Below are 26,387 nucleotides of genomic sequence, written 5' to 3'. Positions count from 1 at the left end.
TACTCATTGACTTGCTAGCGAGATTTTGCAATCTCATTTATAGTCGATTGCTCGACTGTGCTTTACTCACTCGTTGTTCAGTTTTCAAAGATCAAGTTTCCTTGTCCAACCCGCTCTCTTTCGAAAGCCGGAAGACCAATATACCATACTGAGTTTTTGTTTGCAACTTATTTTTTAAGTTGTTTTTCAAGCATTTTGTCGTGCATCTCAGCGGCAACTTTTATAAGATACCACAGACGTTGCAGACAATGCAAGTACTTTCGACAAAAAAATTCGAGGCACCTTGCGATGCCCCGAAATAACTCACTATTCCCCTTGGCGTTCACGCATAAGAGGGAACAACAGTACGTCGCGAATAGATGGGGCATTGGTCAATAGCATAACCAAACGGTCGATTCCTATTCCTAAACCACCTGTCGGCGGCATTCCATATTCCAATGCGCGGATGAAGTCTTCATCCATCTCATGTGCTTCATCATTGCCTTGCTCTTTCTCACGAAGCTGAGCTTCAAAACGCTCTCTTTGATCGATAGGGTCATTAAGCTCTGTGAAGGCATTCGCATGTTCACGTGCAACGATAAAGAGTTCGAAACGATCCGTGAAGCGAGGATCTTCCGGGTTCTTTTTGGCAAGCGGTGAAATTTCTAATGGGTGTCCATAGATAAAAGTTGGCTGTATCAACGTCTCTTCGACAAACGTCTCAAAGAATTGATTCAAGATATGACCAAATGTCATATGCGGCTCAACAGGTACATTGTGTTCTTTGGCTAAACGATGTGCTTCCTCATTCGTCATTTGAACGCTAAAGTCTACGCCTTTAACTTCCTTAACGGCATCTACCATGGAGATACGTCTCCAGCCTACAGCTAAATCAACCACATGATCGCCATAAGGAATCGAAGTAGTGCCCAACACCTCTTGCGCGATATGCGCAATAAGCTCCTCAGTCAGCTTCATAATGTCTTTATAGTCAGCGTATGCTTCGTACAGCTCAATCATCGTAAACTCGGGATTATGGCGCGTAGAGATGCCTTCATTTCGATATACACGACCAATCTCGTAAACTTTCTCTAGTCCGCCTACAATAAGGCGTTTCAAGTGAAGCTCGATTGCAATTCGCATATGAAGCTGCATATCCAATGCATTGTGATGTGTATTAAATGGACGCGCTGAAGCTCCGCCTGCAACGGAATGAAGCGTTGGCGTTTCCACCTCTAAATAGCCCAGAGAATCCAGGTAACGTCGCATAGACTGAATAATACGGGAACGCAAAATAAATGTCTGCTGAACATCTTGATTCATAATCAAGTCAACATAGCGCTGACGATAGCGCAATTCCACATCGCTTAGACCATGGAATTTATCCGGAAGCGGCAGTAAGGACTTGGTCAAAATCTCAAGAGATTGGACTTTAATCGATGTTTCTCCGGTTTTTGTTTTAAAAACTACCCCTTGAACGCCTACCATGTCACCGAGATCCAATAGATCAAAGGCTTTGTATTTGTTCCCATCCAGTGCATCTTCCCGCACATAGATTTGAATTTTACCAGTGATGTCCTGGATATGGGCAAAACTCGCTTTACCCATTCCTCTCTTTTGCATAATACGGCCGGCAATACTTACTTCGTGGTGTTCTTCGTCCAGCTCTTCTTTGGTTTTATCTTGGCAAGCCGTCAAAATCTCTTGGGTCGTATGCGTTCTTACATATTTGCTGCCAAAGGGATCTACGCCCAGACCGCGAAGCTCGTCCAATTTGTTACGGCGAATGACGAGCAATTCGTTCAATTCCACTTCCTGACTCATGCTTTCATCTCCTACATATTTTAGTAAAGGGTGCTTAAACCGGAAAAAAGCTTCCGTAAGGAAGCTTTCCAGACAATTTGCCTAAGCTGCGCAAAGGTAAATTGCAACGGGGCTGCGGCTGCACGCTACTTTTTAATATCAACAATTTGATACTGAATGACGCCAGCAGGAACGTTAACATCAACAGTTGCGCCCTTTTGCTTGCCAAGAATTGCTTTGCCCACCGGGCTTTCATTGGAAATCTTATTCTGCAGCGGATCGGATTCCGCCGTGCCTACGATGTTGTATTCAACCAAATCGCCGAATTCCAAGTCCTTCAGTGTAACGATAGAACCTACACTTACTGTGTTGATATCGACATCGTCATTATTAATAATCCGCGCATTGCGCAGCATTTTTTCTAAAGTGATAATTCTGCCTTCAATAAAGGCTTGCTCGTTCTTCGCATCTTCGTACTCGGAATTCTCACTGATATCGCCATAACCGATGGCAACCTTGATTCTCTCCGCAACTTCGCGGCGCTTCACTGATTTCAGATGCTCAAGCTCGTCCTCGAGCCTTCTCAAACCTTCTGGTGTAAGAATGACCTCTTTTTCAGCCATTACCAACTGATCTCCCGTCATGTGAAAGATTTTCATATCGTTGAATCGATGCTTCCTGCTAGGAGTTAGGTCTTTATAGAGCTGATTCAAGTAGTATGAATTCACAGTTATAAAAATAAGGAACTTGCTCGTTTGTCTTTCAATATATGCAGGAACACATTAATATTGACTGATTATATTGCAACCGTTTCAAAATGTCAATCTCAACCATAGCTGCATGATTTAATGCAGTACGGGAGATTCTTCTTGACTGGATGACGACGATTGCGCAGCAAGGTGCTCAACGTATTCATTCAGCGTCCGAACCATTTCATCACGCTTCAACATCTCCATAATGGCGTCCTTCACACGAGCTGCTCCTGTCAATCCTTTGAGGTACCAAGCCATATGTTTACGCATCTCTTTTACGGCAACGTGCTCGCCTTTAAGTGCTATGAGTCGGTCCATGTGCAGGATTGCGATGCGGATTTTCTCTTCCGGCGTTGGTTCTGGAGGTAACTCCCCATTAGCAAGATATTGAACCGTACGGTAGAGCATCCATGGATTGCCTAATGCGCCGCGTCCAATCATGACGCCATCCACACCCGTTTGGTCCAACATGCGTTTGGCATCCTCAGGCGTCACCACATCCCCATTGCCAATAACGGGTATCGACAGAGCCTGCTTCACTTCACGTATGATGTTCCAATCCGCTTTACCCGTGTAAAGCTGCTCGCGCGTGCGTCCATGGACGCTAACTGCGCTTCCGCCGCCTCTTTCGACAGCCTTCGCATTTTCGACAGCATAGATGTGATCAGAATCCCAGCCGATCCGCATTTTCACGGTGACAGGCTTGCTTACGGCCTTAACGACAGTCTCAATCATCTGTTCAATTTTATCCGGTTGAAGCAGCCAACGTGCGCCCGCGTCGCATTTGGTGATTTTGGGCACTGGACAGCCCATATTAATATCAATAATATCTGCATTGGTATGCTGATCAACGATTTTGGCCGCTTGCACGAGTGTATCCGTATCGCCGCCGAAGATTTGTAAGCTGAGCGGTTTCTCCCGGTCATCTACATAAAGCATTTCCATCGAACGAGTGTTCCCGTGAACAATCGCTTTATCACTTACCATCTCTGCGCAGACCAAGCCCGTGCCAAACTCTTTGGCAATCAGACGAAAGGCAGGATTACAAACGCCCGCCATCGGGGCAAGCACAACTTTATTGGGAGCTTCGACATTACCTATTTTCAGCACCGAAGATTCCACCTCTCTCATCTCGCAACCACAGCAACTAACTCGTCCGGCTCTATATCAAGGACTTGCGAGATCTTATTAATGATTTTCGTATCCGGCTTACGTGTTCCTCTTTCAATTGCGCCCAAAATGGCGATCGATACGCCAAGCAAATCGGCTAATTCATTCTGGGTGTATCCTTTTAATTTACGAAAAGCGCGTATGCGCTGTGCTACTGAGCTTTTTTCCATAACACGACGCCTTCCTTTCCTTCCAGTTTCTCCAAATGCGCGGAGATGAATTCAAATGCAGCATCTTGCCGCTCGTAGAGAACCTCAGAGAGAGGGACTAATACAAAAGCCCGCTCATGCATCCGCGGATGCGGAATGATCAAGTCGGGGGTCGTAAGCCGCTCGTCGCCATACAAAAGTAAGTCCAAATCGATCGTTCTCGGGCCCCAGCGAACATCACGCTTTCTCCCTAAACGATTCTCGATGGTCAACAATGTGAATAACAGCTCTTCTGCAGGTATAACCGTTTGAATCTGAACGACCATATTAAGAAAAGCAGACTGGTCCACATAGCCGACAGGTTCGGTTTCGTAGATACTGGACAAACCAGTCACGACAATACCCGACACCCGATTCAGCGCTGTAATCGCATCCTGCAAATATTGTTCACGATCATCTATATTGGATCCTAATGCGACATAAGCTGCAATGCTTCGTGCTCGTTCTTCGGCTATCATTACGTGGCCCGCTTTCGGTTAATCTCTACTGTAACGCCGTCAAAAATAACGGCAAAGGGCGGATGCGGCTTAATGACGCGAACCGTCACTTCATTGATACTAGTATAAGTATGCAGCAGCTCGGATGCAATGTTTTCCGCTAAAGCCTCAATTAATTTGAAGGTGCGCCCTTCGACAATTTCTTTCACTTTGAAAAAAACTTCCCCGTAATTTACGGTATCTTCTAGATGATCCGACTGGCCGGGCTTGTGAAGCGGAAGCATTAACTCTACATCCACATAAAAGCGCTGACCAAGCTTATTCTCCTCCGGAAAAACGCCATGGTTGCCAAAAAACTGCATACGGGACAGTGTGATTTTGTCCATTGTTGTAACCTCCTTCATTAAGAGCGAATAATGGCATCCGTCATGAGGGCAGCCCGTTTCGTCGCTAGCACGTCGTGCACACGAACGATTCCGCACCCCTGCGCAATACCCAGTACGACAGTTGAAATTGATCCTTCCAACCGCTCTGCCGGCGGTAAATTCAGCGTCATTCCAATAACGCTTTTGCGTGAAGTACCCAGAAGAACAGGATATCCGAGATCGACGAGCGGACGAAGTTGGTTCATGAGTTGTAAGTTCTGTTCGTAGGATTTGGCAAAGCCAATGCCAGGGTCCAAAATAATTCGCTCATCGCGAACGCCAGCTTCTCGGGCTTGACTCGCGTAACACTGAAGATCGCTCAGCACCTCAGGAAGGAACTCCTTATATTCCGTATTCAGCCGGTTATGAGTAATAATGAACGGGCAGTCAAACTCTGCCGCTACTCCGGCCATCTTAGAGTCAGCCTGCCCACCCCATACGTCGTTGATGATATGAGCTCCCGCCACTAAAGCTTGCCTAGCGACTTCAGCTTTGTACGTATCTATAGAAATAGGAACGTTAATTTCACGGCTTAGTGCTTCAATAACGGGAATTACCCGACGAAGCTCTTCCTCTTCGGTCACCTTAGCAAATCCCGGGCGGGTGGACTCGCCTCCAATGTCAATGATGTCTGCGCCATCCTCAACCATCTGCCGAGCTCTGCGCACCGCATCATCGATCTTGATATAAGAACCGCCATCCGAGAAGGAATCCGGCGTTACGTTCAATATGCCCATGATGATCGTTCGATCACCGATGGGCAGCTCGTGTCCTTTGAAGGATAACACTTTCATCTGCTGTTCACTTCCTATTGTTTTTCAATTTATAAGTATTCGTTATACCATTGACGAAGCTTACGGGTTATGGGACCTACAGCGCCTGTTCCTACAGATGTCGCTTGTCCGCTAGGTGTGTAAAGTTTAGTAACAGGAACAATTTCTTGGATGGAATTGACTAGAAACACCTCATCGGCATCCGCTAAGTCCTCCCAACGATACAATCCATCTTGCGTAGGAAATTGCCCCTTCTGGGCAATCCGCAGCACGTGCGCTCTTGTAATTCCTGCTAAAATACCTGTATCCAGCGACGGTGTATAGATCGTGCCATCCTTGATGAAAAAGATATTGCTGACAATCCCTTCAGCTACATAGCCCTCTTCACTCATCATCAGACCTTCTGCACCGGCAGCCCAAGGGTATAGGGCGAGCTCTCTTTTAGCCAAAATGTTGTTCATATAGTGAAAGGACTTGAATCGGTACAAGCCCTCCGGCGTATTTCGCGGTAGTTTCAGCAGCTGCACGGATTTGCCCTCTTCGTAGGTCTTCGTATCCCTTGGCGGGAGAGCTTTGATATAGATAATTTCCGTAGGCTGCCCATAATCGCCTGAAGGGAGCCCAAGTGCTTCTACACCGGCTGATACGGAATATCGAATATAGGCATCCTGAAGCTCATTCGCAGCAAGCAGCTCGTTGACAAGCTTCTGTACGCGATCAAGATCAGGCTCATAAACAATACCCAGTTCCTTGCACCCTTCCGCAAGACGCTCCAGATGTTCGGGTAAAAGAAACGGAACTTTGTTATAGGTACGGAAGGTCTCAAAGAGACCTAGTCCGTAAAGAAAACCGTGATCGTAGACCGAGACCACGGCTTGCTGTTCATCCATAAGTTTGCCATTGATGCTTATTATCATAAATCATGCTCCTGCTTTAGCCGTACGGCGCAAGAAATTACGCAGCATTTGGTGGCCGTGCTCAGTGATAATGGATTCCGGATGGAACTGAACGCCTTCAATCGGATATTCTTTATGGCGCAGCGCCATGATTTCACCCTCAGCGGTACGAGCACTGACCTCCAGACAATCCGGCAGCGTCTCCGCTTTGACAATCAAAGAATGGTAACGTGTTGCTGTAAAAGGGGATGGCAGCCCTTCGAATAACGTTTGGCCATCATGAAAAATTTCTGAAGTCTTGCCATGCATTAAGCGCTCAGCGCGAATGACGTCGCCGCCAAAAGCCTGTCCGATGGACTGATGGCCCAGACAGACGCCGAACATGGGGATTTTACCCTTGAAATGGTCAATCAGTGATAGACTAATGCCGGCTTCATTCGGTGTGCAAGGCCCCGGAGATATTAAGATATGGTCCGGCGCTAAAGCCTCCACACCCGCTAAATCAATTTCGTCATTCCGACGAACGATGACTTCTTCCCCAATCTCCCCCAAGTATTGGACGAGGTTGTACGTAAACGAATCATAATTATCAATCACTAAAATCATTCTAAGCTCCCCTTTCGTCAGCCCTGCTCAGGCTTAAGCTCGGCTCATGCTCCGCTCGCTATATTCAATTGCTTTCCACATCGCTTTGGCTTTATTCAAGGATTCGATATACTCACGTTCAGGAATGGAATCGATGACGATCCCCGCTCCCGCTTGAATATGCCCCATGCCTTGGGCCGCCACCAGCGTGCGTATAATAATATTAAATTCCATATTCCCGTTATAGTCAATCCATCCCATGGAACCCGTATACGGGCCACGGCGGACAGGTTCTAACTCTTCAATGATTTCCATGGTCCGTATCTTCGGCGCGCCCGTGATCGTTCCTCCAGGGAATGTGGCTGCAATGACGTCGTACGCATCCTTTCCTTCCGCCAGCTCGCCGACAACTTCGGAGACGATATGCATGACATGGGAATAGTATTCGATGACCATGAAGTCTTTGACATGAACGGAGCCGTACTTGGAGATGCGGCCAAGGTCATTGCGCTCGAGATCGACCAGCATGACGTGCTCGGCGCGCTCTTTTTCGTTGTCGATGAGCTCGCCGGCCAGGCGCAGGTCATCCTGCTCGTCCTTGCCGCGCGGGCGCGTGCCTGCGATAGGACGCGTCCGCAGGACGCCATCCTCGAGCTGCACGAGCAGCTCCGGCGAGCCGGAGACAAGGGCGAAGCCTGCGAAGCGCAGCAAGCCCATGTAGGGCGAGGGATTGACGATGCGCAGCGCCTCGTAGATCTCTTCCGGCGTCGTGTTCAGCCGCCGGCTCTGTCTCACGGACAAGTTGACTTGGAACACGTCACCTTGGGAGATATAGGCTTGGATGCGCTGCACCGCCGCCATGAACTCGGCTTTGCCGAACGCAGGCTGGATGCCTGCGATGCTCTCTACATCGATGTGCAGCTGCTCGCGCGCAATCGATGTCCCGTCCGGGCCGCTCGGCTGCGAGCCGGGCCCGGTATTGCGGATAGCCTGCCAGCGTCTGAGCATGGCATCCGCCTGAGCTTGTGCCTCTGCGTATAGCCCCCGCAGATAGGCGCCGTCCGCTGCCAGGTCCTGCTGCAGGGGAAGATGGACCATGATGTACAGGCTTTTCTCCAGATGATCCACAGCCCACACCTGATCATACATCGCGAAGCTATAATCCGGGATGGGCAGGTCATCTGCCGCTTGTACCGGGAGCTTTTCAATGGTCCGAATCACATCATAACTCCAAAACCCTACACATCCTCCCAGAAATTTAGGAGCACCTTCTACTTTGGGACTTTGGTAGGAGGACATCCATTGTTTCACGATCGCAAGAGGCTCGCCCTTCGAACGGGTTACTTTGCCGAACGTGGTGATTTCAGCTTCCAGTCCTTTTCCGTGTACGGTTGAAAAGGGCTGTAAGCCCAGGAACGTGTACCGCCCTCCTTTGCCGCTCTCCAGCACAAAGGAATCCGCCGACGCTTCCTTCCAGGCCGATTCCCATGAGGCTGCACGGTCTTCCTCCAGCTCAAGCTTGATAACGTAAGGCAGCATGGTATATGAGGAGGACCAACTGCACCATTGATCTAAGGTTGTTAAAATCATGTTCGCCCCTCCTTCCAGTAATATCCGAGGATTAGTTGTCCATTAGTATACTCCAACCCATGACAGAAAAAAAGCCCCAGCTGCAGGAGCTGAGGCTTGCTTGGTTGGATGTCAAAATTATTGCTCTTCGAATTGGTAAAGTGGTGTTGACAGGTAACGCTCACCGTTACTTGGAACGATCGCAACAACACGCTTGCCAGCGCCAAGCTCTTTGGCTACTTTCAGTGCTGCGAAAATCGCTGCACCGGATGAAATACCGCCAAGAATACCTTCTTCTTTGGCTACGCGGCGGGAAGTTTCGAAAGCATCGTCATTCTCCACGGCAATGATTTCATCGTAGATGTTCGTATTCAAGATACCAGGAACAAAACCAGCACCGATACCTTGGATTTTGTGAGGACCTGGTTTACCGCCGGAAAGAACCGGTGAAGCCGCAGGCTCTACCGCATAAATTTTGATGTCTGGGAAGTTTTCTTTCAACACGCCGCCAGCGCCTGAAATCGTTCCGCCCGTACCGATACCTGAAATGAAAGCATCCAGTTTGCCATCATGCCCTTTAATCGCTTCTACGATTTCCGGACCTGTTGTTTCACGGTGAACTTTCACGTTGGCTGGATTTTCAAATTGTTGCGGGATGAAGTACGAAGGATTCTCTGCTTTCAATTCCTCCGCGCGTTTGATCGCACCCTTCATTCCTTCTGCTCCCGGAGTAAGAACAAGCTGTGCACCGTAGGCGCGAAGTAGGTTACGTCTTTCTAGAGACATCGTTTCTGGCATGACCAGAATCGCTTTGTAGCCTTTAGCAGCCGCAACTAATGCTATTCCGATTCCTGTGTTACCGCTAGTTGGCTCAACAATCGTATCGCCGGGCTTAAGTTTACCTTCTTGCTCAGCTACCTCGATCATGGAGATGGCAATACGGTCCTTAACGCTAGCACCAGGGTTCTGATACTCCAATTTAACATAAACCTCTGCGCTTCCTTCCGGAACCACACGATTCAAACGAACAAGCGGTGTATCTCCAATCAAATCCGTAATGCTTTGTACTAATCTTGCCATTTCTAGTTCCCCTCCAGATTGAGTAATAGATGATTTCCGAGTTAATTAGTCGGTATTATACATTTAATCTTATCAATGCACCCAGTAGTTGTCAACCATATTTTCACCAGGCGCTACTTAAACTCCGGATCTACAATCGTTACTTTCCATTTCGCTCGAAGCTGTGAAACATAATCCTTGAGCGGCGGCGCCTCCTGCAGCGCCAACTCTCTGCGCACATTTTCGCGAATAAACGCTTGATCCGGATTTTCTTTCTCACGCTTGCTTTTCAGCTTCACTATGGCAAATCCTTGCGATAACGCTACCGGTTTACTGATTTCCCCAGCCTTCAGCAATTTCGCCGCCTCCAGAACCGAAGCTGCCACGAATGGGTCATCCCCCTCAATCCAGCCCAAATCGCCCCCGGTATTATTGGTTGCATCATCGAGGGAACGATCTCTCGCCAGGATTTCAAAGCTTTCCCCTTTGGCCAGCGCAGCAATGACTTTGTTCGCCTGATCTTTGGTAGAAACAATAATCTGCTGGATGTTGTACTCGGTTTCTTGCTTAAACTCATCAGGATGCGCTTGGATGTAAGATTCCACCTGAGCATCCGTTATTTGGATATGGCTGGTAGCAAGCTTCTCCAAGAGCAGTTTATTCGTGACATCCTCTTTGATTTCTTGCTGGGACAGCCCCAATTGATTTTGCATGGATGCATAAAATTGTTCTTCGCTCTCATAGCCTTGCTGCATACGTTTCAACTCACGCGTAATTTCCGCGTCACCAATCGTCGTCCCCGTCTCATTTCCTTCCAAACTTATCACATCACGATCCAACAGTTGACCTAAAAGTTCTGCGCCATAATGACGTTCCAGCGCCGTTTGTAGCTCTTGCCGCTTAATTTCACGACTTCCAATTTTGGCAACGACCTGCTCTTTGTTTTGCTCGCCTTGCTGCTCGGGATCCGCTGGATGACTTGGTTCTGATTGGTTCATGGTATGGGTGATCAGCAAGGATGCGAGCACGAGATTACATACAGCCATCACAATGATGACTCCCCACAATCGCTTTACGTTCTGCATCCTGACTCCCTCTTCATTTCCATAGTGCTGCCGATCTACTGGTTAATCATCCGTTGCAGCTCTTCTTCATTGTAGCGATACGCTTCATTGCAGAAGTGACACACGACTTCGGCGAAACCTTCGTCATCCAGAATTTCTTGAAGCTCATCTTTTCCTAATGAAATCAGTGTGGCTTCGATCCTCTCCCGGCTGCACTTGCAACGGAACATAACGTCCATCTCATCTAGCTTTTGAAAAGAAGGCAATACCGTTTGCAGAATTTCCTCCAGGTTCAGCCCCCCGCCGAGCATACTTGTGAAGGATGGGATACGCGAGAGCATTTCCTCGATTTCCCCGATCTCCTTGTCATCTAATCCAGGAAGCAATTGAATGACGAACCCGCCGGCAGCAAGGATGGAGTGATCCGTATTGACCAATACACCCAGCGCAACAGCGGAAGGCGTCTGCTCCGACTTTGCAAAATAGTAAGTGAAATCCTCAGCTAATTCACCGGTAATTAGTGGCGTACTGCCTTTATACGGCTCTTTAAGTCCTAAATCTTTGGTTATGTACAAAAAGCCTTCCGTTCCCACTGCAGCGGCAACGTCAAGCTTGCCATTCTCTTTGAGAGGAGGATCAACAAGCGGATTATCCACATAACCGCGCACCTCGCCCTTGGCATTGGCATCAACCACAATCTGACCGATTGGACCATCACCTTTGACTTGAACAATGAGATGTTCCTCCCCTTTGAGCATAGCTCCCAGGAGTAGACCTGCTGCTGCCGTTCTTCCTAAAGCCGCTGTGGCTGTCGGGGTCGTTTGGTGTCTTCGGCTAAGTTCATCTGTGAGGTCGGTCGTTTGTACCGCAAAAGCACGAACTCTTCCCTGAAGGGCCGTTCCTCGAATTAAATAATCGCCCATGTTACTTCCTTTCCTTAAACAGCTTATGCATTTTTCTCATAAATCATTTGTAAACCTTGCAGTGTCAACAAGGGATTCACAATTTGAATCGTACGGGATTCACTGGAGATCAATTCTGCAAGTCCCCCCGTTGCTATGACGGTAGGATTTACATTAAACTCCTGTTTTACACGCTCTACGATTCCATCAACCTGGCCTACGTAGCCGTAAATAATGCCCGCCTGCATCGCCGTCACCGTGTTTCTACCTACAACGCTCTTCGGCTTCACGAGCTCGATGCGCGGCAGCTTCGCCGCCTTTTGATATAAGGCTTCTGTTGAAATACCGATTCCCGGCGCAATGGCGCACCCCACAAGCTGCTGGGCAGGATCGATATAGTCGTAAGTTGTCGCTGTTCCGAAATCAACAATGATACAAGGTGCCCCATAAAGTTCAAGCGCCGCCACAGCATTCACAATGCGATCAGCCCCAACCTCTTTGGGATTATCTACTCGCACGTTCAATCCTGTCTTTATGCCGGGGCCCACTGTAAATGGCGTCCTTTTTAAATAGTGCAGACAAAGGTTTTCCATCACACTGACGAGTGGAGGGACGACTGAAGAGACAATGACACCTTCAACTTCGCTGAATTTGATCCCTGAGTGTTGGAACAGGCTGTACAGCTGCATGCCGTACTCATCAACAGTGGCCGAACGGTTCGTGCTTACCCGCCAATGGTGCAGGAGCGTACGTCCTTTATAAAGACCGAGTACAATGTTCGTATTCCCAACATCGATAACGAGAATCATAACGCCGTCCCCTTCCGTTCATTGAGGTCAAGTGAAATATCCAGCGCTGAGACTGAGTACGTCAACCGTCCAACTGAGATCACATCTACGCCCGATTCTGCCATAGCTTTGATGGTCTGTGGGGTTACTGATCCCGAGCCCTCTACTACAATATGCGGAGCTTTGCTTTTAATTATGGAAACGGCTTCCTTCATCTTAACGGGTGCCATATTATCCAGCATAATAATGTCTGCTCCAGACGATAACGCTTCATGCAGTTGATCAAAGTCTTCGACCTCTACCTCAATTTTCATGGTGTGAGGAATCTGCTGCCTAGCCGCCTGAACCGCCTGGGTGATACCGCCAGCGCCCTTAATGTGGTTATCCTTAATCATCACTGCATCATATAAGCCAAAACGATGATTATGACCGCCACCTACGCGGACGGCATATTTCTCAAGCAACCTGTGGCCCGGCGTTGTCTTCCGTGTGTCTACAAGTCGTGTTGGCAAACCCTCCAGCGCATCAACAAATTCCCGCGTCTTGGTCGCGATACCCGACAATCTTTGCATGAGGTTAAGACTCAAACGTTCACCAAGCAGAATGTTTCGGGTGTTTCCTTCCACTTCAGCTAATATAGTCCCTTTATTAACAGACGATCCTTCCACCACTTTTGTTTCAAAACGAAGGGAAGGGTCGATGACTGCAAACACTTCTTGTGCGATCCGCAGACCGCATACGATTCCGTCTTCTTTGACGTGGATAATCCCTTTGGACGCATGGTCCAAAGGGATCGTTGTCAGAGTCGTGACATCACCGGTGCCAATATCTTCTTCTAACCAAAGCCGAATATGTTTACGAATCAGTTCCATATTTAAATCCAGCATATTAAATCCACTCCTCAATGCTATCTTCCCCGCGCTTAAAAACAATATGCTTCTTCCAAGCATGATCATCACGTTCCGGGAAATCCTCACGGTAATGACCGCCCCGACTTTCCTCACGTCCTAATGCCGCCATTGTCGTAAGCAAAGCACAGTTCAGTAAATTGGCAAACTCATAATCTTCACGTTTTGTCATCAAGGAATCAAAAATGGACAGCTGTCTGGACAGCTCATCGTGACCTTTTTGCAGGCCTTTGGCCGAACGCTTCAGTCCGGCGTAGCGCAGCATGACTTTCTGCAGTTTCAGCTTCTTTTCGACAACTGCCTGATTAGGAATCTCTGTTCTTGGCGCTTCTGACTCTGCCCGAATGTGAATGTCACCTTCCAGAGGCGGAAGCTCTTGAATACGTTCTATGATCCTCCTACCGAAAACGATAGCTTCCGATAAAGAATTACTAGCTAAGCGGTTAGCGCCATGTACCCCTGTAGAAGACACCTCACCACAAGCGAAAAGACGGCGGACATGCGTTTCACCATGCAAATCGGTCTTAACGCCACCCATCATATAATGGGCTGCCGGAGCAACCGGAATCCAGTCTGTGCTCATGTCTAGACCATAATTCAAGCAGTACTCATAAATCGTTGGAAACCGATGTTTAATTAGCTCCTCGGATTCGTGTGTGATATCAATATAAACAAAGGTCGATTTGCAAGACTCCATCTCATCCACAATAGCACGAGCTACAACATCCCTAGGGGCCAGCTCAAGTTGCGGATGATACCGCTCCATGAAGCGCTCCCCTTTAATGTTGCGGAGATAAGCCCCCTCGCCGCGTACCGCTTCGGAGATAAGAAAGCGCGGAGCACCTGGGTAGCAAAGCGCTGTTGGGTGGAATTGAACGAATTCCACGTCTTGAATTTGCGCTCCTGCGCGATACGCAATCGCGATGCCGTCACCGGTCGCGATATCCGGGTTGGTCGTGTAGCGGAACAACTGCCCCGCACCGCCGGAGCAAAGAATCGTGGCGTTGCCGCGGACAAAAACCCGCTGGCCGCCCGGCTTCTGGACAAGTGCGCCGTAGCACTCGCCATCTTGTGTAATGAGGTCGATCACGAAGTGATCGTCCCAGATCTCAATGTTCGGATCCTGTTTCGTGCGTTCCGAAAGAGCTCGTACAATTTCGGCGCCGGTAGCGTCGCCGTGCGCGTGCAGAATGCGGCGCTGGCTGTGAGCTCCTTCTTTGGTCAGAGCGAACTCTCCGTTCTCCAGATCGAATTTAGTCCCCATCCGAATCAGATCCTGAACGCCGTTAGGTCCTTCGTGAACAAGAACGTCAACAGCCTCTGGCGAGCATAGGCCGGCGCCGGCGATCAAAGTATCCTGCATATGATATTCAGGTGAATCCTCGTCGGAAATAACAGCTGCTATCCCACCTTGTGCATAGCGGGTGTTACTGTCGAGGAGCGATTTCTTCGTAATCATCAGAACTTTCTTATTTTCACTAGCGCGCAGAGCTGTAAACAATCCTGCAATACCTGCGCCAATCACAATTACATCTGTATGTACATGAGGAATGGAATTTAAATCTACATCTACGAGGTATCTAGGAATCATGCCGCTCACCCGTTCTTCACCATTAATTCTCGCAAAGAAACAGAATCCGGGAATATAATAGATTCTGTTCCTTCGCGAGGGTACCTAACTATCAAAACAGATAACCATACGAATTGATGCTTTCTTTCAATTAAACAAGAGAGTAGCGCATGCTACTTTACTTGTAACATGCGCTCTAAGGACAATCTTGCTTTATCGGCTACATCCGTGGGTACATAAATCTCTGGCTGCATCGTTTCAAGACATTTCACAATTTTCTTCAAATTGTTCACTTTCATATTCGGACAGACCAAGTATTTGGTTGCAAAGTGGAATTGCTTGTCCGGGCTATCCAAACGCAATTGATAGCCAGTCCCATCTTCCGTCCCAACAATAAACTCCTTGCAGTCTGACTCTTTGCAATATTTAATAATCGCTGTCGTGCTTCCTACGAAATCGCCCAGTTTCACAACTTCTGGCCGGCACTCCGGATGAACAACGAATTGCGCATTCGGATACTGCGCTTTCATTTCTTCCACATCTTTGACGGTCAGCATATCATGCGTGTTGCAATAGCCTTCCCAGATGATCACTTTTTTGCTTGTGAATTTTGATACATAGTCGCCCAAATTTTTATCCGGCACCCAGATGATCTCATCCGAATCGACGGAATTAATAACATTTATGGCATTTGCAGATGTGCAGCAAATATCTGTTTCTGATTTCACATCAGCTGACGTATTAATGTAAGCAACGACTTTAGCTTTTGGATGCTGGCGTTTCAAGGCGCGAAGACCTTCAACATTCACCATATCCGCCATCGGGCAGCCTGCACGTTCATCCGGAATAATTACCGTTTTGTTCGGGGCCAAAATTTTAGCGCTTTCGCCCATGAAATGAACGCCGCAAAAAACAATGACATCTGCATCTGTTTGTGCCGCCTTTTGCGCGAGCAAAAAGGAATCCCCCCGGAAATCGGCAACTTCTTGAACCTCGTCACGCTGATAATAATGAGCAAGAATAATAGCATTCCGTTCTTTCTTCAATTGAAGCAACCGCTCTTTCAACTCACGGTTCTGCTCCGCTTTACGCTCTAGTGCTAAAGCTTCCATGGATGCTTCCTCCCCTGTCTGGGATGTAAAGTGTATTTCATAACCATCTAAAAGTAGTATGATCTAACCTTTGTAAAATTAGAGATTTACAACTAATTTACACATTCCAGCATCCCCTGTCAATGCGTAAAAAAGCCGAAATAACCAGAAAAATCCGGGTACACCTGACGTGTACACCGGATTTACGAGTTGCCATTGCTTGTTACTCTTCGGATTGATCTGGATTCGGATCTTTATCTTTTTCGAACTCTAATTTGTTGCTGTCATTTGCTTGGCTTTGAGGCTGGATGTTCACTTTAACGTCCTCGTCATCCCCGCTAGCGTTCAGTCTGCCTTTTTCCAGAAGCTCAATAATTTCGTCTTTATCGAGCGTTTCTTTCTCAAGCAGCGTTTTGGCTACGAGATGCATCTGATCGGCATGCTCCGTAAGAATCGCACGCGCACGGTCATAACAAGTGCGGATAAAGCTTTGCATCTCTTGGTCAATCTCATAAGCGATCGCATCACTGTAGTTTTGTTCATGGCCGATGTCGCGGCCCAAGAACACTTGACCTTGCGAACTGCCGAACTGCATCGGTCCAAGCTTATCGCTCATCCCGTATTCCATAATCATGCGGCGAACGATTCCGGTTGCCTTCTGGAAGTCACTGTAAGCCCCTGTGCCGATCTCACCGATAAATAATTCTTCGGCAACGCGGCCTCCGAGGAGTCCTGTCACTTTATCCAACAGCTCGTTCTTCGTCTGCATCATACGGTCTTCGCCTTCTTTGGGCAGCATCATGACGTAACCGCCAGCGCGTCCGCGCGGAACAATTGTCACTTTGTGCACCATATCTGCATTTTCCGCATGATAACCAATGATTGCGTGTCCGGCTTCATGATAAGCGACGATACGCTTCTCAGAATCGCTGATAATTCGGCTTTTCTTCTGCGTACCTACAATGATACGGTCAAAAGCTTCCTCGATTTCAGCCATGGAAATATCTTTACGGTTACGACGAGCAGCAATTAAAGCTGCTTCATTCAATAGATTCTCTAGGTCAGCGCCTGTAAATCCAGTTGTGTAACGGGACAAAGCGTCGAGTTTCACATCTTTGGCAAGCGGCTTATTGCGTGCATGTACTTTCAGTACAGCTTCGCGGCCTTTAATATCCGGACGGTCAACCGTGATTTGACGGTCGAAACGGCCTGGACGCAGTAACGCCGGGTCAAGAATATCCGGTCGGTTCGTTGCTGCAACGATAATGATGCCTTCGTTCGCGCCAAACCCGTCCATCTCAACAAGCAACTGATTGAGGGTTTGCTCACGCTCGTCATGTCCGCCGCCTAAGCCAGCGCCACGTTGACGACCGACAGCATCGATCTCATCAATGAAAATGATACAAGGCGAGTTCTTCTTCGCATTCTCGAACAAGTCACGCACACGGGATGCGCCGACACCGACGAACATTTCCACGAAGTCAGAACCTGAGATACTGAAGAACGGTACGCCTGCTTCACCGGCAACAGCCCGTGCAAGCAATGTTTTACCCGTTCCCGGAGGACCATTGAGCAGAACCCCTTTGGGGATTCTGGCGCCGACTGCTGCGAATTTCCGTGGATCTTTGAGGAATTCAACAACCTCGACCAATTCTTGCTTTTCTTCATCCGCGCCCGCCACGTCTTCAAATGTGACACGCTTCTTCTCCTCATTATATAAGCGGGCACGGCTTTTGCCGAAGTTCATGACTTTGCCGCCGCCACCTTGCGCTTGATTCAGCAGGAAGAAAAACAAGATGAAGATAATAACGAATGGGATAATGGATGTAAGGAAGCTAATCCAAACGCTATCCCTCTCCATCGTCTCATACGTTTCCGTAGGGACGCCATTCGCTTCGATCAACTGAACGACCAAAGGCTCATACGGAGCGTGAGTTTCAAAGCTCTTCTTATCCGCACCGCTTGGGGGGTTAATGTACTTACCTTTAATCAAATACGTGTAACCATCGAACTTCAACGTTACGGATTCCACATTCTTGTTAACGACTGCTTGGCGGAATTTATCGTAAGTTATTAATTCCTTTTGTTCGTTTTGGGTACTGATGAAATGGACGATACCTACTGTTACCAAAAATATAAGTAAATAAAAACCGGTATTCCGGATAATTCGATTCATCCCAAGCCTCCTCTCGAACGGCACACTTTTATTATTTTACCATATCCCGGTAAAGCACTACAACATAACCGCATTGAAGAAGCCCGGAGATATGACATTAAGTAGTATAAATCTCTGGTTTCAATATGCCGACAAATGGAAGGTTACGGTATTTCTCTGCATAATCTAGACCATATCCGACAATGAACTCATCAGGAAGCACATAACCTGCGTAATCAGGTTCGAGTTCAACGGTTCTGCGTGCCGGTTTATTAAACAGCGCAACGACCGAAATCGTCTTCGCATTGCGTCGCTCTAGTACATCTATCAGATAACTCAGCGTTAAACCGCTATCGATAATGTCCTCCACGATAAGAATGTGACGCCCTTCTACGGGAACGTCAAGATCTTTGATGATCTTAACAACACCGGATGACTTCGTGGATTGACCATAGCTCGAAACGGCCATGAAATCGAGTTCCAACGGCACTCTGATCTGCTTGACAAGGTCAGCCATGAAAATAAAAGCTCCCTTAAGCACACAAATAACCAATGGATTCTTGCCTTCGAAATCGTTGGAGAGTTTCTCTCCTAATTCTTTAATCTTTTCTTGAATCTGTTCTTCACTGAAAAGAACTTCTTGAATGTCGCTGTACAAGGATGAACCCCCTAGTTTATATTATGAATCCTTATAAATTTACATTCTAGAAGAACGAAATTTACGCATGTTACCTCAGCACGAGCTTCAGATGAAGCACACGTTCCGTATCGGGTCCAACAAGAGCGTGCTTGGACCTTCGAAAGCCGGCAACCCAGAGGATCTGTCCGGAAGCATCGACCAGTAACGGGATGACATCGCGCCGACTTAGCGGCATTTTGGCATCAATGAACATATCTTTTACCTTTTTGGACCCGTTTAAACCATGCGGTTCCAATCGATCTCCAGACCGGCGGCTCCGAATAGCGAGCGGCATCTGAAGTTGATCCAGATCCAAAAATACGTCCGTTGCCGATGAGAGCAAATCAGCTGTCTCTATCGAACTGACGGGCATCCTAGAGATGTACAGTTTGGCCTCTATTTCTGGCAGGTTCAGCCCATCTGTATCTAATCCGATCTCGTATGTATAAGGCTTCGGCGTAGGAGCAAATGTTTGAAATTGAATGTCTTCATATTCTCTCACAATATAAAGCGCATCATGAACCTGCAGTACTTGATTAGAAACCTGATCCTGTAAGATCAACTCGCGGACACTTTCAATCCGGTTAAATTCCAGCCGGTCCATTCCCAAACAAAGACAGTTTAATATTAATTTAATCAAACGCCTTTGTAAAGCAACGTGCAGTCCGGTGAAATCACTTCGTTGCAGACGGCAAACCGCTCCCCGAAAAGTCGCAATCCGGCGCAAAACCTGTTCGGTTTCCTCCGCCATATAATCATCCTCAGCGCGCATCATGTCCGTCAATCGATTCAGCGATTCCGGAAGTTGTTCATTATACTGCTTCAGCATCGGCATTACATCAAGCCGAATTTGATTACGAAAGTACTTCCGCAGCTCATTGCTGCTGTCTTTGCAATACCTAATTTCATGCTGAAAGCAATAATTCACAATATCTGATTTGTATATACGTAAAAAAGGACGAATCAGTTCCATTTTTTTTTCGCGTCTGCGTTCCGGCATGCCGACAAGCCCTGACGGACCCGTTCCACGAAGGATTCTCATCAAAACCGTCTCCGCTTGATCATCCGCATGATGAGCAAAAGCAATTCGCTGCGCCCTGTAGTCAGCAGCAACTTGATGCAGGAAATCATACCGTTTTTCACGCGCGGCTGCTTGTCCGTTGAGCGATGTTTCCTCTATATAAGCCGGCACATCGATCACGCCGATTTCGCAAGGGAGGCCCAGACTCTTCGCCAGCTCCATTACGAAGGAAGCTTCTGCATCCGACTCCGCTCCACGGAACTGATGATTCACATGAGCTACGACCAGCTTCCAGCTGAAGCTTTCCGCCAGCGTAAAAAGGACATGAAGCAGCGCCACGGAATCAGGTCCTCCTGAAACCGCAACGACGACGACATCTCCCGGATCCGCCAGTTTCTCTTCTGTTATTCGCTGCCGCACCACGGCGACAAGATCGATTTCCATTCTGTCTTCCTTTCTGACTTGCGCTTTCCCTAATCGTTAATTCAGCCAATACATATAGACTGTAGCTCCAAAAATAAAAATAGAAGCGGCGAAGCAAATTTTCAGCCATGGCATTTTGAGCGTGGGCTGCGCAAGCTTTTTGCCCGAAATAAGCTTTCTCCAATAATGATAAGCCTCCTGCGAGGTGCCAAATTCACCTTTCAAAGCCTTTTGAAGAAAAGGCGCGATCTGAGCAGCGGCCGGACTCTCACGCATAATTGCCGTAAGTTGATTCATGTCTCTGTTCTGAGGCAGCATTTTGTTAATTGCCGTGAAGCGATGGCGCTGATCGAGCGATTTTAAAAGTAAAATGGCAAATGAAAATAAATCATAGCTCTCCTCCGCTACCCGCTCCCCCATGTTCCAAAAGCCGCGATCGTACACTTCCGTTAGTTGTTTAATGGCCCTGCCCTTCGGCGTCACCCCGCCAAAATCAATGAGGTCCACATCGCCATAGTTGGATACGATCATATTTTCTATCTTCAAATCCCCGAACACATAGCCACTCTTATGGATCTCGGTTAGCTTGCGAAGCAGATTAGAGCCGATAACATAAATCCAATCCTGTCCACGCTTATGTATAAAATGAGAGATGGTCATTCCATCAATATACCGCATGACATAGAAAGAAATATCCTTCCCGCGTACGTTCATATCATCCGCATCGATCAAAAAATTCTTAAAAGATGTATTTGTGAGCGATATAGCGAGAAGCGAGTTAATCTCCGACTGATGGTCTACCGTTTCATGTCCTGCTTTCAACGCAAATCGGGCCGTTCCTCTTCGTACGAGAATCACAACACCGTTAGAGCCAGCGCCTAATAAACGTTCGACCACATAGCTGTGGCCGTTCCATTTGCCTTGGATCTCTGCCCCTGGACGGAAGGCTTCCTCATACCACGTAGTCACTCAGCATCCCATCCTCGGTCGTTGGTGTGACAGGCTTCTCCGTCACGAACTGCAACGTTTGCAGGAGCGCCGGACCTGTCGGAGTCGTACCCTTCATGTTTATTTTATAGAACATCTTGTCTAAATTTGCAAGTTGATTCGTCCAACTGAGATCCATCTCCAGCTCTTGGTCTCTCGTTTTGGTTGAAGGGAAGTGAAACACCGCTAACTCACTTTTGCCGCTTCGGGCTCTTAGACTTAGCAGAAGATCATGAATGGCTTCCCGGACTGCCGCAAGCTTAGGTTTCATACTAGCACTAGCATCTATTAAAAGCGCAACGCGAAGGGAAGTGGTCTCACTCATCGAATCGATCACTTGAACTACCTCTGCCCGCTTCTCTGGCGGAAGTTGCTCTAATTGATTAATCCCCAAAATACTTTGCAATTCTTTACCTACGGCATGCTGGATCGTTGTCGTTACCGTTTTGCGCGTCATCATCTGAACCGTTTGGGACAGTTGGCCCGAATTGACTATTCGGCTCATCCCGCCGCCTGCCGCGGCAATCTCTCGAATCTCTTCAGAGCCTAGCATGCCTAGTTCTCCCTGGTCGACTACACCGATGACATTTACCGTAACTCCTTCTGTATGCGCTTGTGCAGCCGCAATGACCGGGCTCACGCCAACATTCGAGCACCCGTCTGTAATTAACAAAATCTGTTTCATCATGATATTTACCTCCCTGGCTCAAGAAAAGTTTTGCTCTCTAGTAGCTCTTCTCCTAGTTTTTCCATTTTTGAGAGGCTCTAATCATGAGGCAGGAAGAACCGCGAAAAACAGCCAGCCGATGAGTGCGACTGACTGTTTTTGCAAAAATACAATGGGAATTATGGTTTACGCCATCTTCTTCTCAATAGAAAACCCGATAGAATCAAAGCTAGGCCCGCCAGTTTTACAAATGTGTGGCTGGACTCTCCCGTTACAGGGAGTGTTTCTGCGTGATTACCAGGCTGATTCCCTCCCGCGTCGTTATCATCCTTCACTGGAATAACCGGTGCCGTCGGTTCGGGACTGGCAGAAGGAGTCGGTCCTGTCGATGGTTTTGGCGATGGACTAGGACTCGGGCTTGGAGAAACAGTTGGAGCCGGCTTCACGCTTGGCTTCGGTATGGGTGAAGCGCTCGGGGTCGGGCTTGACTCGGACCTCGAACCATGACCTGACGGTCCTGGCGGAGCGGACGGCCCCGTTTCGTTCGACCTTTCATTGGTGACGGTTATTACCAAGTTCTCCGCCGAATGAAGTGTTATAGGACGTTCAATAGAGTTTAGCACATATCCGGCAGGAGATATGGTTTCCTTCACAACATATTCACCAGCCAGCAAGCCGGTAAAGTCAGCTGTCCCTGTCGCATTCGTGGTCACTGTGCGAATGAGATACTTGGTTTCACCGGACTTACGGTACAATTCGAAGGTTGCTCCGCCAAGCAGTAGGTTCCTGTCCGCTGCATCCACTTTCTTAACCGATAAAGCCCCTCTGACACCGCTGCCTGTGCCGGAACCGCTCGAGACACCTACCAGTATATCCTGCACGGTTTCTTTCGTGACCGTTATTTCATTGTTACCGCTAAAACTGACTTTATTGGAAACAGTATCTTTATCATTGGCAGCAATCAAGGACTGATATTCCAAGATATAGGCTGACCTAATCTCATTAGCAAACCTTAATTCAAACGTCTGCTTGCCGTCGCCGTACGTTTGAAATGTCACCGTATAGTCCCTATCCTTCGTTAACTCCGCACCCTTAATTAAATCACCAGTAGTCGCAAAGAGATGGAATGAATCCGGAAGCAATACCTGATTTACTGTCGGTGTATCCAAGATGGCAGCGTCAAATACTGTGGATTGTCCACGATTGATGGTAATCTTCCAGTTTATTTTGTCACCGCTCTGCAGCCCCTCTTTGCTAACATACTCTCCCCCGTGCGGAATAGGAACAGAAGCTGTAAGATCATTCGATACAGGCTTATCCCCATCAAATAATTTGGCCGTATTCTTAACTGTACTATTAAGAAGCTGACCCTCAAGACTCGTTTTAAAGACTAAATAATACGGCCCTGAAATTGGCTGTTTAAATGTCACGACGAGCTTATTGTTAGCATCTACGTGGTAGTCATAGCTGAGTCGATCTACAGTCGAGCCGATAGTAGTTGCGCCATTCGCCTGGACATTCATGTGATAGACGTTAAAAGTAACGGAACCATTGGAACTGTCTACCAACTTTTGATTTGATTCTAAAAAATCTTCGAGCATGGCTGCTTCAAGCGTTTTACCGTTGTAGTTAAACCCTACATTCCATGTAATCTGTTTTGAATTTAAATCATACGTTCCGTTTTTAAATCCGTTGTTTTTGACCTCGTCCCTTGGTTCAAACTTTGCCATCACTGTTTTGGATTGCGCAACCTCAGAACGATCAATCCAGTTTATTTTAGCCGAATTAAGGAAGTAGTTTATGCTACCAGCAGGTTGAATCCAATCCAGATTAAACTCTGTTTTGTAGCTAATTGTAATAGGACTAGTAAGGGTATTCGCAAATGTAATTTTCAAGCCTTCGTCAAGGGCCACCGAACTATCGACTGTATACTCTGTTGGATCTAGTATAGTGGCGCCCTTTTTAATGACCAACGAATCTGGGAGAAGACGGAGGCCTTTGTTCGGAAATGTATCATTCAAAATAACATGGCTCATTTCCTGACTATCCCCGTTAATGGTTAGGTTCCATCCAACAGTCTGAGCCACATAATCTACAGCTCCGACTGTTTTGACAATAGCTACCTGTATGATAGGCTTTGTGGCCGTTTTAACTATTCCGCTGCCGGAAGTAACTTGGTTGGTTATGGTCGCATTATCGATAACGGGAGTGTTCGCTTTAGTCTGATAAATGATGGTATAAGCCGATGAAATATCGTTATTAAACAGCAGCTTGAAACCTTTCTTAGCTTGGGCTTCCAGTGGCGTCAACGTATATTCCGAAGCAGGCAGTTCACTGCCGAGCACCTCGCCGCCAGCGGAATTGAACGTTACCGGAAAGACTTTAAGTGAACCCGGCACCAAATCTTGGGTGTCATTGTATAAGTCTGTTAGCGATGCTGCCTCCTGCGCAATAGTCCCTTCGTTATAGTTATACTTGATTGCCCAGCGAATGGTCTGAGTAGTGGAAATGTATTCGGTTGATGTCTTATCAAGCGGATTTCCATGCTGTACGGCGACCGTTGCAGATGCCTGGACAGGAGTTTTGTTGCTTCCTGCCAAAGTGGCGGTATTCACAAATGACCCTTTGGTTGAGTCCACGATTGGCGTCGAGTATTGAATGCGGTAGGCAGAAACAATCGGACTGTCTGTAAAATGTAAGGAAAGAGCATTTCCCTCTGTACTCACCGTATACTTACTGCTATCCAACAATCCCCCTTGCACCATTGTGCCATCCAAGTGGACATCTAAATCGTAAACAGCCACTGTTACCGGAACGGCCAATCCAGCAGGCATAGGATCTGTTACGACGGCCCCCTGAATAACGTCCAGCGACTTGTTCACATCAACAGTCCAATCAATTTGCTTCGCATTGAACCCTTTAGCTGTACCTGTTTTGCTTATTGTAGAAGGAACTGTCGGTTTGAAGGTGAGAGTAAACACCTGCTCTCCCGAATTAATCGGAATTTTAATAATTTGTGTGGTGCTTCCCGTAATTTGGCTTTTATTGAACTGTGTGTTAAAGGTGAGAGTCCCCTTCACATTATCATGGCTTTCAATGAAATTGTTGAAGGTAATCACTACTAGATGGCTATCTCTGTCAACATGGAACGTTCCTACCTGATCATCACCCATCGTCAGATTGCCGGTGACATCATTGAATAGTAAAAATTGCTGCGGCAGCGTAAAAGAATATGTATCTCCGGCCCTGTATACATGGCCGTTTGGCAGAGACCAGGTATAGTCCAGCTTCACTTTGGCCCCCTGCTCGTAAACATTGTCCGTCACAACTTGTCCCGCACTGTTATATACAGCCATAGACACACTGTCCAAAATACCTTCTGTAATCGCAGTCGCACCGACTTTCGTTGAAAAGCTAATCCCGTACATGCTTTGCATAAATACTAAGAGAGCAATTAACAAAACCTTCGTCTGCTTATTGAACATTTTTTTGTTACCTCCATTCCTGACTCACATTTGGAACAAATTAAGGGAAATCCACAACATTGAAACAAAATGTATCAAAAATAACCACAGTATACAATACATTATGTATCAACGTCTATATTATATGATACGTTATGTATTGTATACATACTGTTTGTGTTTCAGCATCTTTGACCTGCAGCTATAAACTGCAGTCATTTATCCTGTTGATTCTACCATTTTCGCTTTTACTATTAACCGATGCGTCGGATTAACCATAGGGTCGCAGGTGATTAGCGTAATTTCTCGATCTTTGCCATTCCCTTTCAATACTGAAACGTCAGTAGGAAGGACATACTCCTTGCCATCCACAATGTAATCGAACAATTTGCTCCCCGTATCCACCTGAATAACGTCCCCAAGCTCGACTTCATCCAATCTGTTGAAATTTTTCCCGTAGGTTAAGTTCCTATGACCGGCGATGGCATAGTTGCCGAGCTCACCGGGCTTACCTGTATGGGCCATGCTTGCAATGGACACTTTTAAATTCTCGACCGTTGCATCAGTCAAAATTGGGAGCTTCAAATTTATTTTCTTAATAAGCAGCACACCCTCTATATTCTTTGGCAGTATTGGAGTTGTTTTCGGTGTAGCCTGCTGCGCCTTCGAAGGTTGACTCGTTTGTAAGGCTGCTGCAGGAACGGCTGAAGGAATGGAACCTGAAGAACTTGAAGTATCTGCTGTATTTACTGTACTTGCTATATCTGCCGTGTCTGAAGCGCCTATAGCGTTAACAGTATCTACCGGACCCCCAGCACTCACAGTCTCCGTCTCCTCGGTCGCCAGTTGATCCATTGCTTGCATATTTTCTTGCCACTGCTTCAAAATCTTCTGCTGAAGGTAGCTCTCATATCGATCATTTATGGAAGGGTACAGAAAAATCATGATGCCAAGGATGATGCAACTTATCGAAATCGTTTTCCTAATCATTAGCTGCCTGCCTTTCACGAA

Annotated in this window: 24 protein-coding genes; all 24 read right to left on the bottom strand. The window is 47.3% G+C overall.

Features of this window, described 5'->3' with window-relative positions; genetic code table 11:
• Positions 1–306: 306 nt before the first annotated feature.
• The 24 genes from lysS to J2Z65_RS31540 all read right to left on the bottom strand — a co-directional run bounded on the left by lysS (position 307) and on the right by J2Z65_RS31540 (position 26,366).
• Positions 307–1,803, bottom strand: a complete 1,497-nt coding sequence (gene lysS, locus J2Z65_RS31655; protein ID WP_167059227.1) for a lysine--tRNA ligase — start codon at positions 1,801–1,803, stop codon at positions 307–309.
• 125 nt (positions 1,804–1,928) lie between these two features.
• Positions 1,929–2,405, bottom strand: a complete 477-nt coding sequence (gene greA, locus J2Z65_RS31650) for a transcription elongation factor GreA (protein ID WP_127457170.1) — start codon at positions 2,403–2,405, stop codon at positions 1,929–1,931.
• Between the two features lie 222 nt (positions 2,406–2,627).
• The gene (dusB, locus tag J2Z65_RS31645; RefSeq protein WP_167059224.1) at positions 2,628–3,644 is read right to left on the bottom strand and encodes a tRNA dihydrouridine synthase DusB; all 1,017 of its coding nucleotides are present in this window, start codon (positions 3,642–3,644) and stop codon (positions 2,628–2,630) included.
• Positions 3,645–3,661: 17 nt separating this feature from the next.
• Positions 3,662–3,874, bottom strand: coding sequence for a helix-turn-helix domain-containing protein (locus tag J2Z65_RS31640; protein ID WP_090826647.1), 213 nt, complete (start codon positions 3,872–3,874; stop codon positions 3,662–3,664).
• A complete protein-coding gene (gene folK, locus J2Z65_RS31635) occupies positions 3,856–4,371 on the bottom strand; it encodes a 2-amino-4-hydroxy-6-hydroxymethyldihydropteridine diphosphokinase (RefSeq protein ID WP_167059221.1) in 516 nt (171 codons plus the stop codon). Before folK ends, J2Z65_RS31640 begins: the two co-directional genes overlap by 19 nt.
• Positions 4,371–4,736 (bottom strand): dihydroneopterin aldolase, encoded by a 366-nt coding sequence (gene folB, locus J2Z65_RS31630; RefSeq protein WP_167059217.1) that lies wholly within the window; start codon positions 4,734–4,736, stop codon positions 4,371–4,373. Before folB ends, folK begins: the two co-directional genes overlap by 1 nt.
• 17 nt (positions 4,737–4,753) lie before the next feature.
• Positions 4,754–5,569: a dihydropteroate synthase gene (gene folP, locus J2Z65_RS31625; protein ID WP_167059214.1), complete on the bottom strand. Its 816-nt coding sequence runs from the start codon at positions 5,567–5,569 to the stop codon at positions 4,754–4,756.
• Positions 5,570–5,598: 29 nt separating this feature from the next.
• Positions 5,599–6,465, bottom strand: a complete 867-nt coding sequence (gene pabC / locus J2Z65_RS31620; RefSeq protein ID WP_167059211.1) for an aminodeoxychorismate lyase — start codon at positions 6,463–6,465, stop codon at positions 5,599–5,601.
• A 3-nt stretch (positions 6,466–6,468) separates the two neighbouring features.
• On the bottom strand, positions 6,469–7,050 hold the full coding sequence (gene pabA / locus J2Z65_RS31615; protein ID WP_167059208.1) for an aminodeoxychorismate/anthranilate synthase component II: 582 nt from the start codon (positions 7,048–7,050) through the stop codon (positions 6,469–6,471).
• Between the two features lie 33 nt (positions 7,051–7,083).
• Positions 7,084–8,619 carry an anthranilate synthase component I family protein gene (locus J2Z65_RS31610; RefSeq protein WP_167059205.1) on the bottom strand — a complete coding sequence of 512 codons (1,536 nt, stop codon included), beginning with the start codon at positions 8,617–8,619 and terminating at the stop codon, positions 7,084–7,086.
• Positions 8,620–8,736: 117 nt separating this feature from the next.
• Positions 8,737–9,678, bottom strand: coding sequence for a cysteine synthase A (gene cysK / locus J2Z65_RS31605; RefSeq protein ID WP_167059202.1), 942 nt, complete (start codon positions 9,676–9,678; stop codon positions 8,737–8,739).
• Positions 9,679–9,791: 113 nt separating this feature from the next.
• Positions 9,792–10,742, bottom strand: a complete 951-nt coding sequence (locus J2Z65_RS31600) for a peptidyl-prolyl cis-trans isomerase (RefSeq protein WP_167059199.1) — start codon at positions 10,740–10,742, stop codon at positions 9,792–9,794.
• Between the two features lie 35 nt (positions 10,743–10,777).
• Complete coding sequence (gene hslO, locus J2Z65_RS31595) at positions 10,778–11,644, bottom strand: Hsp33 family molecular chaperone HslO (protein WP_167059196.1); 867 nt, start codon at positions 11,642–11,644, stop codon at positions 10,778–10,780.
• A 23-nt stretch (positions 11,645–11,667) separates the two neighbouring features.
• Positions 11,668–12,432, bottom strand: coding sequence for a type III pantothenate kinase (locus J2Z65_RS31590; RefSeq protein WP_167059193.1), 765 nt, complete (start codon positions 12,430–12,432; stop codon positions 11,668–11,670).
• Positions 12,429–13,298 (bottom strand): carboxylating nicotinate-nucleotide diphosphorylase, encoded by an 870-nt coding sequence (gene nadC, locus J2Z65_RS31585; RefSeq protein WP_167059190.1) that lies wholly within the window; start codon positions 13,296–13,298, stop codon positions 12,429–12,431. The genes J2Z65_RS31590 and nadC overlap by 4 nt, the downstream gene beginning before the upstream one ends.
• Before the next feature lies 1 nt (position 13,299).
• The gene (gene nadB, locus J2Z65_RS31580; RefSeq protein WP_167059187.1) at positions 13,300–14,910 is read right to left on the bottom strand and encodes an L-aspartate oxidase; all 1,611 of its coding nucleotides are present in this window, start codon (positions 14,908–14,910) and stop codon (positions 13,300–13,302) included.
• 152 nt (positions 14,911–15,062) lie between these two features.
• The gene (gene nadA, locus J2Z65_RS31575; RefSeq protein WP_167059184.1) at positions 15,063–16,001 is read right to left on the bottom strand and encodes a quinolinate synthase NadA; all 939 of its coding nucleotides are present in this window, start codon (positions 15,999–16,001) and stop codon (positions 15,063–15,065) included.
• A gap of 202 nt (positions 16,002–16,203) precedes the next feature.
• Positions 16,204–18,156, bottom strand: coding sequence for an ATP-dependent zinc metalloprotease FtsH (ftsH, locus tag J2Z65_RS31570; protein WP_167059181.1), 1,953 nt, complete (start codon positions 18,154–18,156; stop codon positions 16,204–16,206).
• A 97-nt stretch (positions 18,157–18,253) separates the two neighbouring features.
• Positions 18,254–18,793, bottom strand: coding sequence for a hypoxanthine phosphoribosyltransferase (gene hpt, locus J2Z65_RS31565; protein WP_167059178.1), 540 nt, complete (start codon positions 18,791–18,793; stop codon positions 18,254–18,256).
• 70 nt (positions 18,794–18,863) lie between these two features.
• Positions 18,864–20,279: a tRNA lysidine(34) synthetase TilS gene (gene tilS / locus J2Z65_RS31560; RefSeq protein WP_167059175.1), complete on the bottom strand. Its 1,416-nt coding sequence runs from the start codon at positions 20,277–20,279 to the stop codon at positions 18,864–18,866.
• Between the two features lie 36 nt (positions 20,280–20,315).
• A complete protein-coding gene (locus J2Z65_RS31555; protein WP_167059172.1) occupies positions 20,316–21,227 on the bottom strand; it encodes a protein kinase domain-containing protein in 912 nt (303 codons plus the stop codon).
• Entirely contained in the window at positions 21,211–21,930 is a 720-nt protein-coding gene (locus J2Z65_RS31550) for a vWA domain-containing protein (protein ID WP_167059237.1), read from the bottom strand. The genes J2Z65_RS31555 and J2Z65_RS31550 overlap by 17 nt, the downstream gene beginning before the upstream one ends.
• A gap of 161 nt (positions 21,931–22,091) precedes the next feature.
• Positions 22,092–25,397 (bottom strand): LPXTG cell wall anchor domain-containing protein, encoded by a 3,306-nt coding sequence (locus tag J2Z65_RS31545; RefSeq protein ID WP_167059169.1) that lies wholly within the window; start codon positions 25,395–25,397, stop codon positions 22,092–22,094.
• 198 nt (positions 25,398–25,595) lie between these two features.
• Positions 25,596–26,366, bottom strand: a complete 771-nt coding sequence (locus tag J2Z65_RS31540; protein WP_167059166.1) for a class D sortase — start codon at positions 26,364–26,366, stop codon at positions 25,596–25,598.
• Positions 26,367–26,387: the final 21 nt, after the last annotated feature.

Source organism: Paenibacillus aceris, assembly GCF_017874035.1.
GTDB classification, from domain to species: domain Bacteria; phylum Bacillota; class Bacilli; order Paenibacillales; family NBRC-103111; genus Paenibacillus_E; species Paenibacillus_E aceris.
The sequence above is the reverse complement of the archived record's forward strand: the minus strand, read 5'-3'. Positions and strand labels throughout refer to the sequence as shown.

Coding starts and splice junctions, on each gene's coding strand:
- nadB (WP_167059187.1), bottom strand. CDS start 14,910: ATGATTCCTAGATACCTCGTAGATGTAGATTTAAATTCCATTCCTCAT.
- J2Z65_RS31540 (WP_167059166.1), bottom strand. CDS start 26,366: ATGATTAGGAAAACGATTTCGATAAGTTGCATCATCCTTGGCATCATG.
- J2Z65_RS31590 (WP_167059193.1), bottom strand. CDS start 12,432: ATGATTCTCGTTATCGATGTTGGGAATACGAACATTGTACTCGGTCTT.
- nadC (WP_167059190.1), bottom strand. CDS start 13,298: ATGCTGGATTTAAATATGGAACTGATTCGTAAACATATTCGGCTTTGG.
- hslO (WP_167059196.1), bottom strand. CDS start 11,644: ATGGGCGATTATTTAATTCGAGGAACGGCCCTTCAGGGAAGAGTTCGT.
- tilS (WP_167059175.1), bottom strand. CDS start 20,279: ATGGAAATCGATCTTGTCGCCGTGGTGCGGCAGCGAATAACAGAAGAG.
- folK (WP_167059221.1), bottom strand. CDS start 4,371: ATGATAGCCGAAGAACGAGCACGAAGCATTGCAGCTTATGTCGCATTA.
- pabA (WP_167059208.1), bottom strand. CDS start 7,050: ATGATTTTAGTGATTGATAATTATGATTCGTTTACGTACAACCTCGTC.
- J2Z65_RS31545 (WP_167059169.1), bottom strand. CDS start 25,397: ATGTTCAATAAGCAGACGAAGGTTTTGTTAATTGCTCTCTTAGTATTT.
- ftsH (WP_167059181.1), bottom strand. CDS start 18,156: ATGAATCGAATTATCCGGAATACCGGTTTTTATTTACTTATATTTTTG.
- lysS (WP_167059227.1), bottom strand. CDS start 1,803: ATGAGTCAGGAAGTGGAATTGAACGAATTGCTCGTCATTCGCCGTAAC.
- J2Z65_RS31550 (WP_167059237.1), bottom strand. CDS start 21,930: ATGAAACAGATTTTGTTAATTACAGACGGGTGCTCGAATGTTGGCGTG.
- J2Z65_RS31640 (WP_090826647.1), bottom strand. CDS start 3,874: ATGGAAAAAAGCTCAGTAGCACAGCGCATACGCGCTTTTCGTAAATTA.
- J2Z65_RS31600 (WP_167059199.1), bottom strand. CDS start 10,742: ATGCAGAACGTAAAGCGATTGTGGGGAGTCATCATTGTGATGGCTGTA.
- cysK (WP_167059202.1), bottom strand. CDS start 9,678: ATGGCAAGATTAGTACAAAGCATTACGGATTTGATTGGAGATACACCG.
- folB (WP_167059217.1), bottom strand. CDS start 4,736: ATGGACAAAATCACACTGTCCCGTATGCAGTTTTTTGGCAACCATGGC.
- greA (WP_127457170.1), bottom strand. CDS start 2,405: ATGGCTGAAAAAGAGGTCATTCTTACACCAGAAGGTTTGAGAAGGCTC.
- J2Z65_RS31610 (WP_167059205.1), bottom strand. CDS start 8,619: ATGATTTTAACAACCTTAGATCAATGGTGCAGTTGGTCCTCCTCATAT.
- nadA (WP_167059184.1), bottom strand. CDS start 16,001: ATGGAAGCTTTAGCACTAGAGCGTAAAGCGGAGCAGAACCGTGAGTTG.
- pabC (WP_167059211.1), bottom strand. CDS start 6,465: ATGATAATAAGCATCAATGGCAAACTTATGGATGAACAGCAAGCCGTG.
- folP (WP_167059214.1), bottom strand. CDS start 5,569: ATGAAAGTGTTATCCTTCAAAGGACACGAGCTGCCCATCGGTGATCGA.